This window comes from Mucilaginibacter sp. McL0603 (assembly GCF_049992945.1).
Classification (GTDB): domain Bacteria; phylum Bacteroidota; class Bacteroidia; order Sphingobacteriales; family Sphingobacteriaceae; genus Mucilaginibacter.
On sequence record NZ_CP188251.1, the window covers coordinates 1700821 to 1720134 of the forward strand.

The window sequence follows — 19314 nt, forward strand, 5'->3', positions numbered from 1 at the left end:
GAAAGTCTGAAGTCTTGAGTCAGAAAAGCACAAAATCGACTTAAGACTTATGACTAAAGACTCTTTACTTGACACCAGGCCTGGCGGCCATGAGCTGAACGAAACATCTCATTTACCACAAATGACTATGAAATTATTAAGATCGATGAGCTTTTTGTGTATGGTATTGACTGCATCCGCTTGCGGTAACCAAAACTCATCCACAGATAAACAGCAATCAACCACCAAAACAGATACAATAGCCGCCACAGTATCCAACCAAAAAACTATCCTGTTTTTTGGTGATAGCTTGACTGCCGGTTATGGACTTGATGATCCCTCTGATGCTTTCCCCGGTGTAATTCAGCATAAAATTGATTCGCTGAAACTACCGTATAAAGTAGTGAATGCAGGTGTAAGCGGCGAAACTACAGCAGGTGGTCTTGGTCGTATCGACTGGATATTAAAACAGAAAATTGATGTTTTTGTATTGGAACTGGGTGCTAATGATGGCCTGCGTGGTATCCCGGTAACAGAAACCTCCAGAAACTTACAAGCTATTATTGATAAAGTAAAAGCTAAATATCCGGATACCAAGCTGTTATTGTTGGGTATGCAGGTGCCTCCGAGCATGGGCAAAGATTATGTAACCAGTTTTAAGGATTTATTCCCCAGGCTGGCGGAGAAAAACAAGGTCTCCCTTGTGCCTTTCTTGCTGGCTGGTGTGGGAGGCAATCCCAGGCTTAACCAGGCGGATGGTATTCATCCTACCGCTGAAGGCGCTAAAATAGTTGCCGTGAATGTGTGGCAAATACTAAAAGCAGATTTATAGCGTGTAAACCGACTGAACGGCTGCCACGGGCAATATTCCCGCGGAAGCACATCAATCATATTTTTAGTTACCGTAGGATAACTCTCTTTTCATCATGCTTGGCCTATTGAGCTTGTCAATTTGCTTTTGCAGATATTTTTGCCAATTGTTATAATCTCTTCCGGTATAGCCTGTAGGCACGATTGGTTGTGAAGTAAAGGTACGTTTCATCTTTATAAGTATTTATAGTTAATTGTTATTCTTCCTGCCTTGCCGGATGATGTTTTTGACATCCTTCCGTTGGGGGCCTCTGGTTATTACCTATGCATATTCTGTGCCAAAACCTCTGTAAACCATAATCATCCAGTCATATTTCGCTTACCTGTGGACAGTTTTGCTCAGTTGGGGAGTGTCTCCCCCAATAAAACCGATTATTAAGTATATATTATGGTTTCATTAAGCATAGGTTATTACTTGGTAGTTTTTTTTAATGAACACATGCTGACTGCGAATTCAGACACTTGTATAGAATATTAAATATCGAATTCAACAGTGTGTGGAAAACTATCAGCTTGTTCACAAATTCAATATGATGACATTTGGATATATGCTTGCGAAAACCTTATGAGATCATTGGTGGAATTACAAAAAGAAGTTGGTGAAATACAATTACAGATCAGAAAACTGTTATTGAACAAGAACGGCTTTGATGAAGGCATTGCTGATAAACTAACTACGATTGCCACTATTACCACACTGCGCGATCAGCTTGTAAAAATACAAGTAGAGATAAGGACGAGATTTCCTGACCTGGCTTAATTTTAAATATTGCCGCTTATTAAGAATATTACTGCGTTTACACTTTAAAAATGGTGTAAACGTTTTTGTTTATACACATTCAGTTACCTCCCCCTTTTTTCCTGTCCGTATATAAAACACTGCACCCGATAGATGCATCATAGTCTTATCTCATTGATAATGAATAAATAAGTGAAATTGAACAAAAACAATTTTGCTTTTGGTTTTGTAGTAGGTTTATTAATCAATGGTTTATTTATTTTCTATAAATTAAAAACTTACCGTCATGAAAAAATTTACTTGTGTTTTCTTATTTGCAATAATTGCATTAAATTTCTCTGCCAGGGCTCAAATAGAGCAAGGTAATGTATTAGTTGGCGGCGACTTGACCAATCTTAATTGGCAACTGAATTCTCCTCATCTTTTTAGCTTTAATATCACACCAAAAGCCGCATGGTTTATACAGGATAATATTGCTTTGGGTGGGTATCTTAACTTCGGAATTCAGTCTGGTGCCGGTAATACCGTGTACACTTATGGGATAGGAGCTTTAGGGCGTTATTACACAGGTTCAGATGTATCGGTGCTGAAGCATGGTCGTGTGTTTGCAGAAGTTAATGGTGGTTTTGGAGGAGTAAATGTAAGCGATGGGGGTGGCAACACTAATGGAATAAATTTTGGTTTCGGCCCAGGCTTCGCCTACTTTGTTACTCCAGGTATAGGGCTTGAAACTTTACTAAAATACAATGGCGTACTGGGTTTTGGCGGTACAACTTATCAAAACAGTTTGACGCTAAACTTTGGTTTCCAGGTGTATTTGCCCGGCCAAAGCACTATGCAAAAGGTCAAGGGCGATGTGAAATAAAATAAAGATGTTTTTTTCAATAAGTAAGCTTGCTTGTAAATGCGGGTGAGCTTGCTTTTGGTTAATTTAAAAACATTTATCTTCATATGCTAATCCCGCCAACTATGGCACCGAAAAACGAGACTACCAAGCCGTCAGAGCCGCATAAGGTAGATGCTTATATACAAAAAATGCAGCATCCTTTAAAAAATCTGGTCGAAGCATTAAGACAGCTTATTTTGAGCACGGACGCCGAAATAGGGGAAGAAATAAAATGGAATGCCCCGACCTTCTTTTATTCCGGCGAAATGAGGCCCTCTGATCCGAAAGAATATAAACGATATCTGATCGTGTTCAATTTGTTTAAACAGGATTGTATCCGGCTGGTATTCCCAAGCGGTGCTAAAGTAAATGATACTTCCGTCCTGTTAGAAGGTAGTTATGCCGATGGCAGGCGGCTTGCCCATTTCTATAGCTTTGACGACGTGAATTCAAAAAAGGAAGTTATGCAGCGGGTAATAAAAGAATGGCTGCGGTTGCTGGATAAGTGATAATCCTATTTTGGAGGTTGTTCTATTTTGCCTTCTAATAATTTTATCAAAGTATCCTTTACGTTTTAAATGATAATAAACAGATGTCATTTGTCAAAAAAACAGTCATAAGGTACCATATTTTACCTTTAAAATATCCGGAATAATAAATTTAATGGTAATATTTGCCTAACAATTGGGCGCAAATGAAAGTTCTGCAATTTACCATACCGATAGCACATGACAAAAGTGTGATATCCCAGCAGGATGACCTGCCATATTTTTATCCGCATTTGCACCGGCATAAGGAAGCACAGGTAACCTGGATACTGGCCGGCGAAGGTACCTTAATAGCCGGCAACAATATGCATGCGTTCGGACCCGGCGAGATCTATTTATTGGGTGCCGATCAGCCGCACCTTTTTAAAAGCGGTCCAGAATATTTTCAGCCGGGCAACAAAAAAGGCATTAAAACACTCACCATCTTTTTTGATCCTAACGGTAGTCTTGCTTCGCTGTTTGATCTGCCCGAAATGAAGACATTTAAGGATTTTATCCAGCAAAATACGCAAGGCTTTAAATTGCCAGCCGAATATGTTGATAAGGTATCAAGGAGTATGCTGGATATCCAAAAAACTTCAGGGCCCGATCAGATGATACACTTTTTGCAGATGCTTCGAACATTGCAGGGTATCCCAACCAAATCCGAACCTTTATCTGCATCTGGTATCTCGCATGGCATAACGGAAAGTGAAGGGATAAGGATCAGCAATATCTATAATTACATTTTGCAACACTATAGCGAAGCCATCACATTGGATGATGTATCCCGAGAAGCTTGTATGACACCGCAGGCTTTTTGCCGCTATTTTAAAAAGCATACCGGTCACACTTTTGTGTCCTTCCTAAACGGCATGCGCATTAACGAAGCTTGTAAAAAGCTGACTGGCAACAAATACGAAAGCATCTCAGTAGTCGCTTATAAATGCGGCTTTACCAGCATCACCAACTTTAACCGGGTTTTTAAAAGCGTGATGGGAAATTCGCCACGCGGGTACCTGGATAGCTATTTGAATAAAGTTGGAATAGCATAGTCACCTAAAAGCACTGTAGACCTTAGCCGTCGAAGGGTATGTGCGTAAGACCGGCCTGCGATGCATCGAGCGCCTAAGCATGACACCCGGCTTGGTAAAAGCAATGATACAAGAAGTAATATTTTTTTGATAAATAAGGATTTAATGTTCAAAATTTAGTTATTTGTGATAACCAATTGCACCGCGGAACATTTGCTGGTGAACATTTTTATTCAGAACCAACTATGACCAAAAAAAACGGCTTTTTTGCAGTCGCCCTTATTACTTCCTTGTTTTTTCTATGGGGAATATCGCTTAATCTCAATTCTATTTTAGTTCCGCATTTAAAAAAGGCTTGTCAATTGACGGACACGCAATCGTCATTTGTCGACGTTTTTTATTACCTCGCTTACTTCGTTATCGCAATTCCAGCTGGACTCTTTATGCACAAATATGGTTACAAAAAGGCCATTATTTTAGGTTTGTTGCTTTTTGCTACCGGAGCTTTTCTTTTTTATCCAGCTGCGCAAATAAGGTTATTTAGTTTTTTCCTTTTCGCGCTTTTCGTAATTGCTAGTGGCTGTGGTATACTTGAAACGGCTGCAAATCCTTATATCAACAATCTTGGTGATCCGGAGCATGCTACATTTCGAATAAATTTTGCTCAGTCCTTCAATGGTTTGGCTGCAACACTTGCTCCTTTTTTAGGAGGAATTTTTATTTTATCGGGGAAAGATTTGACAAAAGCTGAACGATTGGCTATGTCTCCCGATCAATTGAACAATTATTTACAGGGTGAATCAGATGCTGTCAAGATTCCTTATATCATTATTGGATTGGTGGTATTGTCAATAGCATTTTTGATCTGGAAAACATCGCTGCCAGATATCAGAGAACATAGCGAAACAGACTCGCAGGCCAGTTGGGGTTCAATTTTTCAAGAAAAGAACCTGGTATTGGGTGCTGGTGGGATTTTCTTTTACGTAGGTGCTCAGGCAGCCATCACCAGTTTTTTTATCAGGTATTCCAAATATGTCGGTGCTATTCAGGAAAAAAGAGCAGCGGCGTTATTAGGTTTGGCGATGTTAGGATTCATGGCGGGTCGTTTCATTGGTAGTGTAGTTATGCGATTTGTCAGTCCTGTTAAGTTACTCATAATATACAGCGCTATTAATTGTATTCTGCTGGTAATGGCATTTACAGTAGACGGTCAATTATCGGTTTATGCCATTATGGGGGTACCATTCTTTATGTCCATTATGTTTCCCACTATTTTTTCATTAAGTATCAGCGGACTAGGGGAGAAAACCAAAAAAGCATCTTCGCTACTAATTATGGGAATCGTAGGTGGTGCGGTCATCCCTTTTGTATTAGGGCGGGTTTCTGATATGAGTGATATAAGGAAAGCTTATTTAATACCATTAATCTCTTTCGCTTACATATTCTACTTTGCTCTGAAAAATATCAAGGTTAAAGAACTTCGAGCTGTAGTTACTCATTAAATCATCTATAATTATGATAAAGAAAATTGTACTTGCATTTTTCATGGTAGCTTTCACCCTATCACTCGCTTCTGCCCAGCAGAAAAAACTTGGTAACGAAACCGAAGCCCAAAAGAAACAACGGATGAAATGGTGGACAGACGCCCGTTTCGGCATGTTCATACACTGGGGACTGTATTCGCAAGCTGCCAGGCATGAGTGGGTAAAGCATAATGAACATTTAACTAACGAGCAGTACCAGAAATATTTCGACCAATTTAACCCAGATCATTTCGACCCCAAAAAATGGGCGAGGGAAGCCAAGGCTGCCGGGATGAAATATGCCGTGCTGACCACCAAGCACCACGAAGGCTTTACCCTGTTCGATTCAAAATATACTGACTACAAAGCCACTAACACACACGCCAAACGCGATTTGGTAAAAGAATATGTGGAGGCCTTCCGTGCCCAAGGGTTAAAGGTTGGGTTCTACTACTCCCTGCTTGATTGGCATCATCCTGATTACACCATGGATAGCGCCCATCCGCTTGTGCAGGAAGACACCAGTAAGGCCAATTATGACCGATTAAACAAAGGGCGTGATATGGCTAAATACCGACAGTATATGCGTAACCAAATCACCGAATTGCTAACCAATTATGGTAAAATTGATGTGCTGTGGCTGGATTGGTCGTGGAATAAAGGCGATAAACATGGAAAATGGGGGGATGATTGGGGGGCAGTGGAATTGCTGAAACTGGTAAGAAAGTTACAGCCGGGAATTATTGTAAATAACAGGCTCGGCCTTTATGACTATAGTGACGGCGGTGATTTTGAAACCCCCGAACAGGTAAGCAGTAAAGAACTGGAAAAATATAAAGGTAAAACCTGGGAAACCTGCCAAACCTTCTCCGGCTCATGGGGATACTATCGTGATGAAAATAGCTGGAAAACACATCGTCAATTGCTTGATCTGCTGATCACCTCGGTAAGTAACGGTGGTAATTTGATACTGAATGTTGGTCCTACCGCCCGTGGCGAGTTTGATTACCGGGCAACGAATGCGTTGGATAGTTTGTCGTACTGGATGCACGCGAATGATAAGGCTATCTACAATTGCACCTATGCACCTGCAGAGTTTAAAACTCCTGAAAATACCAAACTCACCTATAACCCGCAAACAAAACGATTATACATACATATATACAATTATCCGATAGGTGGTAAACTGATATTACCTGCATACAATGGCAAGGTTAAATATGCCCAGTTTTTAAATGACTATTCGGAACTGAAATATAATCTGGCCGCAAACGGCAGCGATTTGGAACTGATATTGCCGCAAAACAAACCGCATTATGATATATCGGTTGTTGAATTAACGCTTCAATAAAAAATGGATATGACTAATAAGGGGAATCGCTTGTTGAAATTTTCAGCAATTTTGGCTAAAGCCTCGCTTGTTTCCTCATCCTTTCCGCCCCGTAAATGGGACGGCAATGAATTTAAGCATTAGCTTTTTTTATTCATTGCCGTTTGGCTTCAGCCAACGGCTAAGTTGAAGATAATTAAATGGCTTTAGCCTAAAATTTTATACGCGATTTTCCAATATGACTAATATGATACTACCCGGTACACGAAAAATATTAATACTTTTTACGCTCTTAACTTTTTTGTCATGTAAAGTATATCAAAAGACTACCGTCGATCTTAATAAAACAAAATGGATTAGCGGGTCAGCTGATTGCAAAGAAAATACTGACCAGCCCATACAGGTTGTTCAATACAATTATAACACCTGGATATTGCGTCAAAATAAGTGCGTCAATTATGAAGCGCCATTTATGTTTTTATTTATCGGGCATAAAAAAGCTTTGTTGATGGATGATGGCGCTACATTCAGCGAAGCCAAATTCCCCATATATAAAACAGTTGATAGCCTGGTTGCTAAATGGAATAAAGCTAATAATCCCAAGGTCGAACTTATTGTGGCTCACACCCATAGTCACGGCGATCACACGGCAGGGGATGGTCAGTTTAAAAATAAGCCAAATACAACAGTTGTTGGTTTAAAGGTTGAAGATGTGCAATCATTCTTTAAAATAGAGAACTGGCCGCAGCAAACCAGTAAGTTTGATTTAGGCGACAGGGTGATGGAGATCATCCCGATACCTGGTCATCATAAAACGTGTATTGCTGTTTATGATAATGAAACGAAAATACTGTTATCAGGTGACAGCTTTTATCCCGGCAGACTGTACGTAAATGATTGGTCGGCTTTCAAAGCAAGCACACAACGTTTGGTTGATTTTACTTCGACCCATACGATTGCTTACATTTTAGGCAATCATATAGAAATGACTAAAACACCCGGTAAGGATTATCCTATTGAAACAACATTTCAGCCCGACGAACACATTTTGCCTTTAACGGTAAAAGACCTTTCATTATTGAATACAACATTGATAAATTTGGGTGATAAGCCGGTACGCAAAACTCTGGATGATTTTATCATTTATCCAACTAATTAGAATAGAAGCCATCTACCATGAAAAGATATTGTTTAACCCTCGATCTGAAAGACGACGCGCAATTGATAGCGGAATATGAAGAATATCATCGCGAAATTTGGCCCGGGATAAAGAAAAGCATCATTGACTCAGGTATTATCAACATGGAAATATATCGTTTTGATAACCGTTTAATGATGATAATGGAAACCAACAATAGATTTACTTTTGAACGAAAAGCAGCAATGGACGTCTCAAACCCAAAAGTACTGGAATGGGAAGCCCTGATGTGGAAATTCCAGCAGCCGCTAAAGAATGCAAAACCGGGCGAGAAGTGGGTGTTGATGGATCGGATATTTAAGTTGAATGGTTGATTAAGTTAGATTGAGTTGATTATGTTAAATGGTAATCAGGTAAATCCTTTAACGGCGCAGCCCTAGTGAACACCATAAAAAATAATTAGACCGTGAAAAATCCTGTAAATCAAGGTTCAGACAAAATAATCAGGTAAAAACAAAATGACACAAGAACATAGCTTTTTACGCATACATCCAAAAGATAATGTCCTGGTTGCCTTACGCGATCTGGAACAGGGGGCGACCATAGAATTTGAAGGACAAAGTTTTGATTTGACCGACCGTGTTGCGGCCAAGCATAAATTTGCGATCAATGCTTTCAAACCAGAAGACTCCATATTTATGTATGGCGTACTGGTGGGTAAAGCCACAAAGGATATCCAGAAGGGCGGATTGATCTCCACGGAAAACATACACCATGCATCAAGCGAGTTTCACCTTGGTAAGCGCAAACTGGACTGGCACCAGCCGGATACTTCAAAGTTTGAGGGCAGGACATTTATGGGTTATCACCGGGCGGATGGTTCGGTTGGTACGGCCAATTACTGGGTCGTGATTCCACTAGTATTTTGCGAGAACCGAAACATTCAGGTGATGAAGGAAGCGTTGGTAGATAAGCTTGGCTATAAAAAGGCGAAGAGCTATGAGAGTGAAGTAGAACAACTGATGAGCCTTTACCAGGCGGGGAAATCGACACAGGAAATCCTGAATGCTGATATGTTGGCAGGGGCTGAAAAATCAGGTAATAAAAGGTTCTTCAAAAACATTGACGGCATCAAATTTTTAACCCATGATCTGGGTTGCGGCGGCACCCAACAGGACTCGCAAGCTTTATGTGGATTATTGGCCGGATATATTACCCATCCAAATGTGGCCGGGGCAACCGTATTGAGTTTAGGCTGCCAGCATGCGCAAGGCAGTATTTTGCAGGCCGAGATCGCCAAACGTGACCCTTCATTCAGCAAACCAATGGTGATACTGGAGCAGCAAAAAATGGGTACGGAGCGCAAGTTATTACAGGAAGCATTAAAGCAAACTTTCGCTGGATTGGCAGAGGCCAATCAAAATGAGCGTAAACCTGCACCGTTGTCTAAACTGTGCATTGGGTTGGAGTGTGGTGGATCTGACGGTTTTTCGGGGATATCCGCAAATCCCGCTTTGGGTTATGCATCTGATATCTTAGTATCGATGGGTGGCTCAGTTATCTTATCTGAATTCCCCGAGCTTTGCGGCGTAGAGCAAGAGCTGAGCGACCGCTGCGTGGACGAAGATACCGCCAAACGCTTTATGGACCTGATGGTCACCTACAACGCCAGGGCCGAACAGCATGGTTCTGGATTTTATGCTAATCCATCCTTTGGCAATATTAAAGATGGTCTGATCACCGATGCAATTAAATCTGCAGGTGCAGCCAAGAAAGGCGGTACATCACCTGTTACTGCTGTGCTGGATTATCCCGAAAAAGTAAGCAAAAGCGGACTGAACTTGTTGTGCACTCCCGGTAGTGATGTGGAAAGTACCACAGCCGAGGTGGGCTCTGGGGCTAATATTGTATTGTTTACCACAGGATTAGGAACGCCTACGGGCAATCCAGTAGCCCCTGTGATCAAATTATCCACGAACACGGTTATCTACAATAGAATGCCCGATATTATTGATATCAACTGCGGAACGATCATAGAAGGCACTGAAACCATCAAACAAGCAGGCGAACGCATTTTGGAATATGTAATAAAAGTTGCCAATGGTGAAGAACAGCCAAAATCAGTACAGTTGGAACAGGACGATTTTATACCCTGGAAAAGAGGAGTTTCGTTGTGATTTCGGAATTCGGAATTTCGATTTCGGAATTGGAAGTCTCAGAATATAAAAATAACAATAAAATAAATCCGAAATCGAACATCCGAAATCCGATATAAAGAACATGTTTAGTCTAAAAAACAAATCAGCGGTTATAACCGGTGGCGGCAGTGGCATAGGCAAGGCTATAGCTGTACTGTTTGCACAACAAGGCGCTTCTGTGCATATCATCGAACTGGATAAAGAATCGGCTTCTGCAACAACAAGTGAAATACAACAGAGTGGAGGCACAGCTTCTTTTCATATCTGCGATGTAAGCAAACAGCAACAGGTGGTAGACACATTCAATGCGATCGGACAGATCGATATTTTGGTGAACAATGCCGGTATTGCGCATATTGGCGCTGCCGCCACGACTGCAGAGGCCGATTTCGACAGGGTAATGAATGTGAACGTAAAAGGTGCTTACAATTGCCTGTTTGCTGCCATTCCATTGATGAAAGCTAAAGGCGGTGGTGTGATCCTTAATACAGCATCTATAGCAGCAAGTGTGGGGCTGGTAGACAGGTTCGCCTACTCAACCAGCAAAGGCGCTATTTTCGCCATGACCTTATCTGTGGCTCGTGATTACCTGCATGATAACATTCGCTGTAACAGTATTTCCCCTGCACGTATCCATACGCCTTTTGTGGATGGATTTATTGCTAAAAACTACCCGGATAACCAGGAAGAGATTTTTGATAAATTATCAAAGAGCCAGCCCATAGGCCGCATGGGTAAACCGGAAGAAGTAGCGGCATTAGCACTTTATTTATGTTCGGATGAGGCAGGATTTATCACAGGTTGCGATTATCCCATTGATGGCGGATTTATAAAAATTAACACTTAAACTTGTAAGAAGGAAATCGTTATTAATTGTTTATACAACAATGCACCGCAATTAATATTATTATAAAACTATCCTATGAAACTAATCCGTTTCGGCGAAGCCGGCAAAGAAAAAACAGGTATTCTGATTAACGATAAGCGATACGATACCTCTGCTTTTGGCGAGGATTATAACGAACAATTTTTTGAAACTGATGGCCTGAAACGCCTCGGTGCATTTGTGAAAAGCAATGACTTGCCTGTTGTTTCTGAGGATATTCGCCTCGGTTGCCCGGTTGGCCGCCCGTCGAAAATTGTATGTATCGGCCTAAATTATGTTGATCATGCCAAAGAAACCAACGCCACCCCGCCGCCGGAGCCGGTGATCTTTATGAAATCAACTACCGCTATTGTTGGCCCGAATGACGATATCATCATCCCCAAAAACTCTGTAAAAACAGATTGGGAGGTAGAGTTGGCTATAGTAATCGGCAAAAAAGCAAGCTATGTTGATGAAGCGGATGCCATGGATTACGTTGCAGGATATGTGCTGCATAACGATGTATCCGAACGCGAGTTCCAGATAGAGCGCAGCGGTACCTGGGATAAAGGAAAAGGCTGCGATACGTTCGCCCCAATAGGACCTTTTATGGCAACGCCTGATGAAATTGCTGACCCACACAACCTGCACCTCTGGCTCAAGCTGAATGGCAAAATGATGCAGGATGGCACTACGGCCAATTTTATATTTAATATTCCGAACGTGATCTCTTATACCAGTCAGTTCATGACGCTGTTACCGGGAGATATCATCTCGACAGGCACACCTGCAGGAGTGGGTTTGGGAATGAAACCGAATTTATACTTAAAACCCGGCGATGTGATCGAACTGGGAATTGATGGTTTAGGCAGTGCAAAGCAAAAACTGGTAGCCTATGCTAAAAATTGACTCGCACCAGCATTTCTGGAAGTATGATCCGGTGAGGGACAACTGGATCACCGAAGATATGTCAATAATAAGGCGCGATTTTATGCCCAATGATCTGCTCCCGATACTGCAGCGCAACGGCATTGACGGGAGCGTACTGGTGCAAACCTGCCACATGGAAGAAGATAACCGCTTTATGCTCCAATTGGCACAGGAAAATGATTTTATAAAAGGCGTGGTAGGCTGGACAAATCTCCAGTCGATGCAGGTGGAAGATAAACTGAAATACTTTCATGATCATCATCCAAAAATGAAAGGGTTCAGGCATGTGTTACAGGCCGACCCAGACGACCAACTTATGCTGCGCGATAGTTTTAAAAGAGGCATTTCATTACTGAATAAATACAATTTTACCTACGATATACTCATCTACCCCCGGCATCTGAAATACGCTGCGGAATTGGCTGCCGAATTTCCTGATCAGAAATTTGTGCTTGATCATATGGCTAAACCTAATATCAAAACAAAGGAAATTGACGTGTGGGAAAGCGATATCAGAGCCTTAGCTGAGCATGAGAATGTGTATTGTAAAATATCAGGCATGCTTACAGAAGCAGACTGGTACGCCTGGCGCACCGATGATTTTACACCATACCTGGATGTAGTTTTCAATGCATTTAGCTCGAATAGAGTGATGTATGGGTCTGATTGGCCGGTTTGCATGATTGCTGGTGGGTACAACAGGGCATTAGAGATATTGGAAATTTATACGTCTGAACTGTCGCACTATGAGCGGGAACAGTTTTTTGGCGGCAATGCAATTGAGTTTTATAATCTTGAATTATAAAAATAATATGATGCCCCATCGGGGCAAAATGTTGGTAGTAGAAAAAAGAAGATAATCCCGTGCCGTAGGTACGGAACAATATTTGGGGCAAACAAATGGATTTAAATCTGAAGGGTAAAGTAATCATTGTAAGCGGTGGTGCTAAAGGCATAGGCGAAGGCATTGTAAGAGTACTGGCTGCCGAAGGAGCTATTCCGGTGATTATAGGCCGAAGTGAGGAAGATAATTTAAAGGTAGTTAATGACCTTAGCGGTAAAACATCACAGGTAGTGGCAGAGCTGACTGACCCTGCCCAATGCGAAAGCGCCATTAAAGCGGTTATCAAAAAATATGGCCGGATAGACGGCCTTGTAAATAATGCCGGTGTAAATGATGGCGTGGGTTTAGAAAAAGGCAGTTACGAGCAATTCATCGCATCGCTGCATAAAAATTTGGTGCATTATTACCTTTTGGCACATCACGCCCTACCGGAGCTTAAAAAGAGCAAAGGCGTCATCGTAAATATCGGCTCAAAAACTGCCGAAACAGGGCAGGGGAATACCTCGGCCTATGCCGCATCAAATGGTGGACGCAATGCTTTGACGCGTGAATGGGCAGTTGAGTTGCTGCCTTATGGCATCAGGGTAAACGCCATTATCGTAGCAGAATGCTGGACGCCCTTATATGAGAACTGGATAAAAACTTTACCCAACCCGGATGAAAAGCTTAAATCCATCATCTCTAAAATACCATTAGAACAACGCATGACCACCGCCGAAGAGATTGCAAACATGGCCGCGTTCTTACTATCAGAAAGATCAAGCCACACCACCGGACAATTGATCCACGTAGATGGTGGCTATACGCATTTGGATAGGGCGATAAGTTAAATAATCCAAAACGGGTGTCATACTGAGCCCCGTCGAAGTATGGTGGGAAGGCCTCACCGCACGCCCTTCGACGAGCTCAGGGTGACAGCCACTTGAGAGATATTTGCAAAATGAGATTTCAGATTAGCTTAACTTTACTTCATAATCGAATAAATTACAATGAAAGATAAAAAGCTGCGCAGCAGCGAATGGTTTGGCCGCACGGGCAAGGATGGTTTTATCTACCGATCATGGATGAAGAATCAGGGTATCCCGGCGCATGAGTTTAAGGGGAAGCCTGTTATCGGTATCTGTAACACATGGTCGGAACTAACACCCTGCAATGCACATTTTCGTGAACTGGCGGAGTCGGTTAAACATGGAATTTATGAGGCTGGTGGTTTTCCGGTAGAGTTCCCGGTGATGTCATTAGGCGAAACATTGATCAAACCTACTGCGATGCTATACCGCAATTTGGTGAGCATGGATGTGGAAGAATCTATTCGCGCCAATCCTCTGGATGGCGTTGTTCTGCTTTGCGGTTGCGATAAAACTACCCCGGCGTTGATTATGGGTGCATGCAGTGTCAATATTCCAACCATCGTAGTTTCAGGCGGGGCAATGCTCACGGGTAAATACCAGGGGCATGATATTGCCACATCGGATGTTTGGCGTTTCTCAGAAGCCCAGCGCGCAGGCAGGATGTCGGAAGAGGAAATGAACGTTGCGGAAGCCTGCATGTCGCGCAGCCGGGGGCATTGTGCGGTGATGGGCACAGCCTCAACCATGGCTGTAATGGCCGAGGCTTTGGGTTTGACTTTACCCGATAACGCCGCTATTCCCGCAGCTGATTCGCGAAGAAAAGTTTTGGCGCACATGTCAGGTATGAGGATAGTAGATATGGTTAAAGAAGACCTGAAACTATCTGATGTACTTACCCCACAAGCTTTTGAAAATGCCATTATCACCAACGCGGCGATAGGTGGTTCTACTAATTTTCTGATCCACTTGCTGGCCATAGCCGGGCGCATCGGTGTCGATTTAACTGTTGATGATTTTGATACCACATCCAAAGGCATACCCCTGCTGGCTAATCTGCAGCCGTCAGGCAAATATTTTATGGAAGATTTGTACTATGCAGGCGGCATCCCAGCCGTAATGAAGGAACTGGATGAAAAAATAAATCGCGATGCTTTAACAGTAACCGGCAAACCGATATCTGATCACTACCAAAATAGTACCTGCTATAATCGTGATGTGATTGCCGCTGTTGATGCACCGTTTAATCCTTTGGCAGGCATTACCGTACTGAAGGGCAATTTATGTGAGAATGGCGCTGTAATGAAACCATCAGCAGCGAGCACGGCATTAATGCAGCATACAGGCAGGGCGGTGGTTTTTGAAAATATTGATGATTATAAATCCCGTGTGGATGACCCTGATCTGGATATTGACGAGAACTGTGTGATGGTGCTTAAAAATGTCGGTCCGAAGGGTTACCCTGGTATGCCGGAGGTGGGCAATATGTCTATTCCTAAAAAACTATTGGATAAGGGTGTAACGGATATGGTCCGCATTTCGGACGGTCGTATGAGCGGGACGGGGTTTGGCACTGTGGTACTGCATGTGTCCCCGGAAGCATCAGCAGGCGGTACTATTGCTGTGATCGAAGATGGTGATATCATTGAACTCGATCACAAAAACAGATCCCTCAAAGTGCTGCTTTCTGACGAAGAGATCGCAGAAAGAAAAAGACGGTTGAAACCGATGGACGATATGGCCAAACGCGGTTATGTTTATCTTTACCAGCAGCATGTGGAGCAAGCCCATTTGGGTGCCGATCTCGACTTTCTGAAAGGCGGCAGCGGCAGCGAGATACATAAGGATTCGCATTAAGATTAGTATATGACAGACGACAGATTCACCAACCAGGTTGCCATTATAACAGGAGCAGGGCAGGGCATAGGTTTCGAGATTGCCCGGCAAATGGCCATGAGCGGCGCAGCAGTATTATTGAACGACATTGACGAACAACTCGCAAACAGGGCCGCTTCTGTTATTAATATGCTGGGGGGTAAATGTCATCCTTTGGCTGGTGATGCTGCGGATATTAATTTTATCCAGCAAATGGTGGACGAGGCTGTCCGTAAGTTTGGATTTCTAACCATTGTTATTGCAAATGCAGGTATCACTTCTTATGGCGAGTTTTTGGATTATCAACCCGAAGACCTGCAAAGTGTGATCAACCTGAACCTCTTCGGCAGTTTTTTCCTCGCGCAAAAAGCAGCTATTCAAATGAAAAAGCAGACCAGTGGGGGCAGTATTCTGTTGATGTCGTCTGTTACAGGTCACCAGGCGCATAAGAACCTGGCAGCCTACGGCATGACCAAAGCCGGCCTCGAAATGCTGGCAAAAAGCCTGGTGCTCGAACTATCCCAATTAAATATTTCTATTAATACCGTAGCCCCCGGCGCCACATTAACCGAGCGTACATTGCAGGATAATAATTATGAACAAATATGGTCGCGCATTACACCAATGGGCAGGGCCGCAACGGTTGAAGATATAGCCAACTCAGTGTTATTCTTTGTTTTACCCCAATCAAGACATATCACCGGCCAAACATTAGTGGTAGATGGCGGGTGGACAGCCACGAGCCCGTCGCCCTATTAAGACACGATTTTAGGATTTTATAGATTTAGCAGGATTTGATTGCCTGTTATTAAGACACGATTTTAGGATTTTATAGATTTGCTAAGATTTTTTTCAATCATACAGGGAAGGTGATCCTGACTAATCCATAAATCCCTAAATCGTGTCAAGGCAACCATCCCTCTCCCTTACCCGTACTGCTTAAAAGCTGTTTCCTGTCACTCTATTAATCAGTATTAGTGCAATTTTTATCAGGTATTTTAAACATACTGGATCAAAAAGAGCGGGTAAGATTATTCTTGCTCATTTTTTTGGATGTGCTCATTAGTGGGTTGGATATTGCTTTTCTTGCGTTTACCATACTGGTTGTCAACTTTTATATCAAGGGTGCTTCACTGCCATATAGCTCGTGGCTGCCACAGTCATTGGCAAATAAAGATTCTGTACTGCTGATTTTGATCTTCTTTATACTATTCGGTATAAAAAATATATTGGCTTATGTCATTTCATCAGTACGATATAGTTTCATCTATAAAGTAGCATCGCGATTATCTGAACAGGGTATCAGGCAATATTTTAAAAGTGATTATTTTCAGTTTGTGCAGGTTGATTCCTCTGTCCATATCCGCAAGATCAATCAGCAACCTATCGAATTCAGCCATTATATCCTGACCAATTTTCAGCAGATTATTTCCCAAAGCGTATTGGTGATGTTTACCATTGCCGCTATACTTTTTTATCATGCTACTTTGTTCCTTCTTTTGTTTGTATTACTGATGCCTGCAGTAATCTTATTGGGTTGGTTATTGAAAAGGCAACTAAAGCATGTTCGTCAGCATATTAAAAAAACAAATGCCGATACCTTAAAAACTTTAAATGAAGCATTAGCAGGTTATATCGAAAGCAACGTTTATGGTAAGGATGATTTTTTTGCAGAACGTTATCACAAGCAGCAGCAGCAAATGAACCAGCAAATTTGTAAACAACAATCGCTGCAATATTTGCCGTCACGTTTGATCGAGATTTTCGCTATCCTCGGATTTTTGATACTGATTGTTGTCAATAAATGGGCTACACATACACCTGTAGTCGACCTGCTAACCATAGGTGTATTTGTCGCTGCGGCTTACAAGATCATTCCCGGTATGGTCAGGATCCTGAACAGCGCCGGGCAAATGAAAACTTATGAATTCACCCTTGATGATCTGCTCGCAAATAAAGAAGTGGCAACAGCTATTGATAAATCCACAGATTACATCCGTTCAATCAATTTTGAAAATATCTGCTTCAAATACAAGAATAAACCCGTTTTAAAGAACATCAATTTTGAGATTAACCCGGGAGATTTTGTTGGGGTTTCGGCAAATTCCGGTCGGGGTAAGACCACACTCATGCACATCCTGCTTGGTTTTATTGAGCAGGATGGTGGGATCGTCTGTATCAATAATAAAGTAAAGACTGCCGTTGAACGAAAGGATTACCGCAACAGGATATCCTATATCAAACAACAGCCCTTTTTTATTCATGATACCGTAGTGAATAATATCATTTTACAGGAGGAAGGATATGATGATAGCAGATTGACAGAAATTATCAGCTTTTGCGGTCTGGACATAATACTGAATCAATATCCTGAAGGGAGAGAACTGATCATCACCGAAAATGGTAAAAACCTGAGCGGGGGGCAACGGCAAAGGATCATGCTGGCAAGGGCATTGTATCATGATTTTGACCTGCTGATACTAGACGAGCCTTTTAGCGAAATGGACGAGGCGTCTGAAAATGACATTTTAAGCCACCTGCAATTGCTTGCCGGCCGTGGTAAAATGATCATCTTTATTACGCACAATAAAGCGGGATTATCTTTTTGTAATAAAATTATTTCACTGGATGACTGAAGCAGGTAAAACATTGGTCATACTAAGTCCCGGCTTCCCCAAAGATGAGGCTGACACAGCCTGTATTCCACCGCAGCAGGTATTTGTAAAAAATCTTAAGCAAAATTATCCTGATCTTAATGTAATCGTATTGGCATTTGAGTATCCTTTTTATTCTTCTCAATATCAATGGAACGGTGTTACTGTTATCTCATTTGGCGGACGAAATAAAGGTAAGCTGGTTCGTCTGCGTAACTGGGTGCGTATTTGGTTAACGCTGCAACGGTTGAATAAACAATATCAAATAATTGGTCTGTTAAGTTTCTGGATAAGCGATTGCGCTTTTGTAGCCAATGCCTTTGCAAAAAAGAATAACCTGAAACATTTTTGCTGGATACTGGGACAAGATGCAAAGCCCGGAAATAAATATTTCAGGCGGATAAAACCGGATGGAGGCTCTTTGATCGCTTTATCCGATTTTATTTCAAAGGAGATTAATAAAAATTATTCGGTGAAGCCTGCCCGCGTTATACCTGTAGGGATTGATGCTAAATTGTTTAGCTGTTCATCCGGTGAAAGAGATATCGATATCCTGGCAGCGGGTTCCCTTATCCCTTTAAAACAATTTTCCGTATTGATCAATATTGTAGGTATCCTCAATGTTTATTTCCCCGGCATCAAAGTAGTTATTTGTGGCGATGGCCCCGAACGCGAGTCATTAAATGAAATGGTAAAAGAACATAGGCTGGAAAACAATGTTCAATTTACAGGAGAACTGCCCCATCAATCAGTTTTAGAATTGATGCAGCGGACAAAAATATTTGCACACCCCTCAGCCTACGAGGGTTTTGGCGTAGTTTGTCTTGAAGCCCTCTATGCCGGCGCACAGGTAGTAAGTTTTGTGCGACCAATGGATTGTAAGATCAAAAACTGGCATTTTACAAACTCACAAGACGGTATGTTGAATGTGATAAAAGAGCTATTGGAGAACCCGGCATCAGATAATAATCCGGTAACGCCCTTTTTGATTGACGATACCTGCAAATCGATAATGGAATTATTTGATTGACAGCTTGGATAGCATGTAGCATATTTGACTCACCTCCAAAGGAG

19 protein-coding genes are annotated in these 19314 nt (G+C 42.1%); 18 read left to right on the forward strand and 1 reads right to left on the reverse strand.

What is annotated here, in order from left to right; genetic code table 11:
* The first annotated feature begins 49 nt into the window (after window positions 1-49).
* Entirely contained in the window at window positions 50-811 is a 762-nt protein-coding gene (locus ACPPVU_RS07865; protein ID WP_426671137.1) for an arylesterase, read from the forward strand.
* A gap of 63 nt (window positions 812-874) precedes the next feature.
* On the opposite strand, the gene ACPPVU_RS07870 is transcribed toward ACPPVU_RS07865, so the two are convergent.
* Complete coding sequence (locus ACPPVU_RS07870; protein ID WP_426671138.1) at window positions 875-1021, reverse strand: hypothetical protein; 147 nt, start codon at window positions 1019-1021, stop codon at window positions 875-877.
* Between the two features lie 393 nt (window positions 1022-1414).
* On the opposite strand from ACPPVU_RS07870, the gene ACPPVU_RS07875 reads away from it, so the two are divergent.
* The 17 genes from ACPPVU_RS07875 to ACPPVU_RS07955 all read left to right on the forward strand — a co-directional run bounded on the left by ACPPVU_RS07875 (window position 1415) and on the right by ACPPVU_RS07955 (window position 19270).
* Window positions 1415-1609 (forward strand): hypothetical protein, encoded by a 195-nt coding sequence (locus ACPPVU_RS07875; RefSeq protein WP_426671139.1) that lies wholly within the window; start codon window positions 1415-1417, stop codon window positions 1607-1609.
* Window positions 1610-1874: 265 nt separating this feature from the next.
* Entirely contained in the window at window positions 1875-2453 is a 579-nt protein-coding gene (locus ACPPVU_RS07880) for a hypothetical protein (protein ID WP_426671140.1), read from the forward strand.
* A gap of 104 nt (window positions 2454-2557) precedes the next feature.
* Window positions 2558-2983 carry a DUF1801 domain-containing protein gene (locus ACPPVU_RS07885; RefSeq protein WP_426671141.1) on the forward strand — a complete coding sequence of 142 codons (426 nt, stop codon included), beginning with the start codon at window positions 2558-2560 and terminating at the stop codon, window positions 2981-2983.
* A gap of 185 nt (window positions 2984-3168) precedes the next feature.
* Window positions 3169-4056, forward strand: coding sequence for an AraC family transcriptional regulator (locus tag ACPPVU_RS07890; RefSeq protein WP_426671142.1), 888 nt, complete (start codon window positions 3169-3171; stop codon window positions 4054-4056).
* A gap of 224 nt (window positions 4057-4280) precedes the next feature.
* Complete coding sequence (gene fucP, locus ACPPVU_RS07895; RefSeq protein ID WP_426671143.1) at window positions 4281-5537, forward strand: L-fucose:H+ symporter permease; 1257 nt, start codon at window positions 4281-4283, stop codon at window positions 5535-5537.
* Between the two features lie 13 nt (window positions 5538-5550).
* Complete coding sequence (locus ACPPVU_RS07900; protein WP_426671144.1) at window positions 5551-6909, forward strand: alpha-L-fucosidase; 1359 nt, start codon at window positions 5551-5553, stop codon at window positions 6907-6909.
* A gap of 217 nt (window positions 6910-7126) precedes the next feature.
* Window positions 7127-8047, forward strand: a complete 921-nt coding sequence (locus ACPPVU_RS07905; protein ID WP_426671145.1) for an MBL fold metallo-hydrolase — start codon at window positions 7127-7129, stop codon at window positions 8045-8047.
* 17 nt (window positions 8048-8064) lie between these two features.
* On the forward strand, window positions 8065-8400 hold the full coding sequence (locus ACPPVU_RS07910; protein WP_426671146.1) for an L-rhamnose mutarotase: 336 nt from the start codon (window positions 8065-8067) through the stop codon (window positions 8398-8400).
* Window positions 8401-8544: 144 nt separating this feature from the next.
* The gene (locus ACPPVU_RS07915) at window positions 8545-10203 is read left to right on the forward strand and encodes a UxaA family hydrolase (protein ID WP_426671147.1); all 1659 of its coding nucleotides are present in this window, start codon (window positions 8545-8547) and stop codon (window positions 10201-10203) included.
* A 103-nt stretch (window positions 10204-10306) separates the two neighbouring features.
* Entirely contained in the window at window positions 10307-11071 is a 765-nt protein-coding gene (locus ACPPVU_RS07920) for an SDR family NAD(P)-dependent oxidoreductase (protein WP_426671148.1), read from the forward strand.
* A 75-nt stretch (window positions 11072-11146) separates the two neighbouring features.
* Window positions 11147-11998, forward strand: coding sequence for a fumarylacetoacetate hydrolase family protein (locus tag ACPPVU_RS07925; RefSeq protein ID WP_426671149.1), 852 nt, complete (start codon window positions 11147-11149; stop codon window positions 11996-11998).
* Window positions 11985-12824 carry an amidohydrolase family protein gene (locus ACPPVU_RS07930; protein ID WP_426671150.1) on the forward strand — a complete coding sequence of 280 codons (840 nt, stop codon included), beginning with the start codon at window positions 11985-11987 and terminating at the stop codon, window positions 12822-12824. Before ACPPVU_RS07925 ends, ACPPVU_RS07930 begins: the two co-directional genes overlap by 14 nt.
* Window positions 12825-12919: 95 nt before the next feature.
* Window positions 12920-13693, forward strand: coding sequence for an SDR family oxidoreductase (locus tag ACPPVU_RS07935; protein ID WP_426671151.1), 774 nt, complete (start codon window positions 12920-12922; stop codon window positions 13691-13693).
* A 159-nt stretch (window positions 13694-13852) separates the two neighbouring features.
* Window positions 13853-15568: an IlvD/Edd family dehydratase gene (locus tag ACPPVU_RS07940; RefSeq protein ID WP_426671152.1), complete on the forward strand. Its 1716-nt coding sequence runs from the start codon at window positions 13853-13855 to the stop codon at window positions 15566-15568.
* Between the two features lie 9 nt (window positions 15569-15577).
* Window positions 15578-16345 (forward strand): SDR family NAD(P)-dependent oxidoreductase, encoded by a 768-nt coding sequence (locus ACPPVU_RS07945; protein WP_426671153.1) that lies wholly within the window; start codon window positions 15578-15580, stop codon window positions 16343-16345.
* A gap of 218 nt (window positions 16346-16563) precedes the next feature.
* Window positions 16564-18222 carry an ATP-binding cassette domain-containing protein gene (locus ACPPVU_RS07950; protein WP_426671154.1) on the forward strand — a complete coding sequence of 553 codons (1659 nt, stop codon included), beginning with the start codon at window positions 16564-16566 and terminating at the stop codon, window positions 18220-18222.
* Window positions 18215-19270: a glycosyltransferase family 1 protein gene (locus tag ACPPVU_RS07955; protein ID WP_426671155.1), complete on the forward strand. Its 1056-nt coding sequence runs from the start codon at window positions 18215-18217 to the stop codon at window positions 19268-19270. The genes ACPPVU_RS07950 and ACPPVU_RS07955 overlap by 8 nt, the downstream gene beginning before the upstream one ends.
* The last annotated feature ends 44 nt before the right edge of the window (window positions 19271-19314 follow it).

Excerpts from the sequence above, each read along its gene's own strand:
- ACPPVU_RS07865 (WP_426671137.1), top strand. The coding sequence starts at position 50 with ATGACTAAAGACTCTTTACTTGACACCAGGCCTGGCGGCCATGAGCTG.
- ACPPVU_RS07870 (WP_426671138.1), bottom strand. The coding sequence starts at position 1,021 with ATGAAACGTACCTTTACTTCACAACCAATCGTGCCTACAGGCTATACC.
- ACPPVU_RS07875 (WP_426671139.1), top strand. The coding sequence starts at position 1,415 with ATGAGATCATTGGTGGAATTACAAAAAGAAGTTGGTGAAATACAATTA.
- ACPPVU_RS07880 (WP_426671140.1), top strand. The coding sequence starts at position 1,875 with ATGAAAAAATTTACTTGTGTTTTCTTATTTGCAATAATTGCATTAAAT.
- ACPPVU_RS07885 (WP_426671141.1), top strand. The coding sequence starts at position 2,558 with ATGGCACCGAAAAACGAGACTACCAAGCCGTCAGAGCCGCATAAGGTA.
- ACPPVU_RS07890 (WP_426671142.1), top strand. The coding sequence starts at position 3,169 with ATGAAAGTTCTGCAATTTACCATACCGATAGCACATGACAAAAGTGTG.
- fucP (WP_426671143.1), top strand. The coding sequence starts at position 4,281 with ATGACCAAAAAAAACGGCTTTTTTGCAGTCGCCCTTATTACTTCCTTG.
- ACPPVU_RS07900 (WP_426671144.1), top strand. The coding sequence starts at position 5,551 with ATGATAAAGAAAATTGTACTTGCATTTTTCATGGTAGCTTTCACCCTA.
- ACPPVU_RS07905 (WP_426671145.1), top strand. The coding sequence starts at position 7,127 with ATGACTAATATGATACTACCCGGTACACGAAAAATATTAATACTTTTT.
- ACPPVU_RS07910 (WP_426671146.1), top strand. The coding sequence starts at position 8,065 with ATGAAAAGATATTGTTTAACCCTCGATCTGAAAGACGACGCGCAATTG.
- ACPPVU_RS07915 (WP_426671147.1), top strand. The coding sequence starts at position 8,545 with ATGACACAAGAACATAGCTTTTTACGCATACATCCAAAAGATAATGTC.
- ACPPVU_RS07920 (WP_426671148.1), top strand. The coding sequence starts at position 10,307 with ATGTTTAGTCTAAAAAACAAATCAGCGGTTATAACCGGTGGCGGCAGT.
- ACPPVU_RS07925 (WP_426671149.1), top strand. The coding sequence starts at position 11,147 with ATGAAACTAATCCGTTTCGGCGAAGCCGGCAAAGAAAAAACAGGTATT.
- ACPPVU_RS07930 (WP_426671150.1), top strand. The coding sequence starts at position 11,985 with ATGCTAAAAATTGACTCGCACCAGCATTTCTGGAAGTATGATCCGGTG.
- ACPPVU_RS07935 (WP_426671151.1), top strand. The coding sequence starts at position 12,920 with ATGGATTTAAATCTGAAGGGTAAAGTAATCATTGTAAGCGGTGGTGCT.
- ACPPVU_RS07940 (WP_426671152.1), top strand. The coding sequence starts at position 13,853 with ATGAAAGATAAAAAGCTGCGCAGCAGCGAATGGTTTGGCCGCACGGGC.
- ACPPVU_RS07945 (WP_426671153.1), top strand. The coding sequence starts at position 15,578 with ATGACAGACGACAGATTCACCAACCAGGTTGCCATTATAACAGGAGCA.
- ACPPVU_RS07955 (WP_426671155.1), top strand. The coding sequence starts at position 18,215 with ATGACTGAAGCAGGTAAAACATTGGTCATACTAAGTCCCGGCTTCCCC.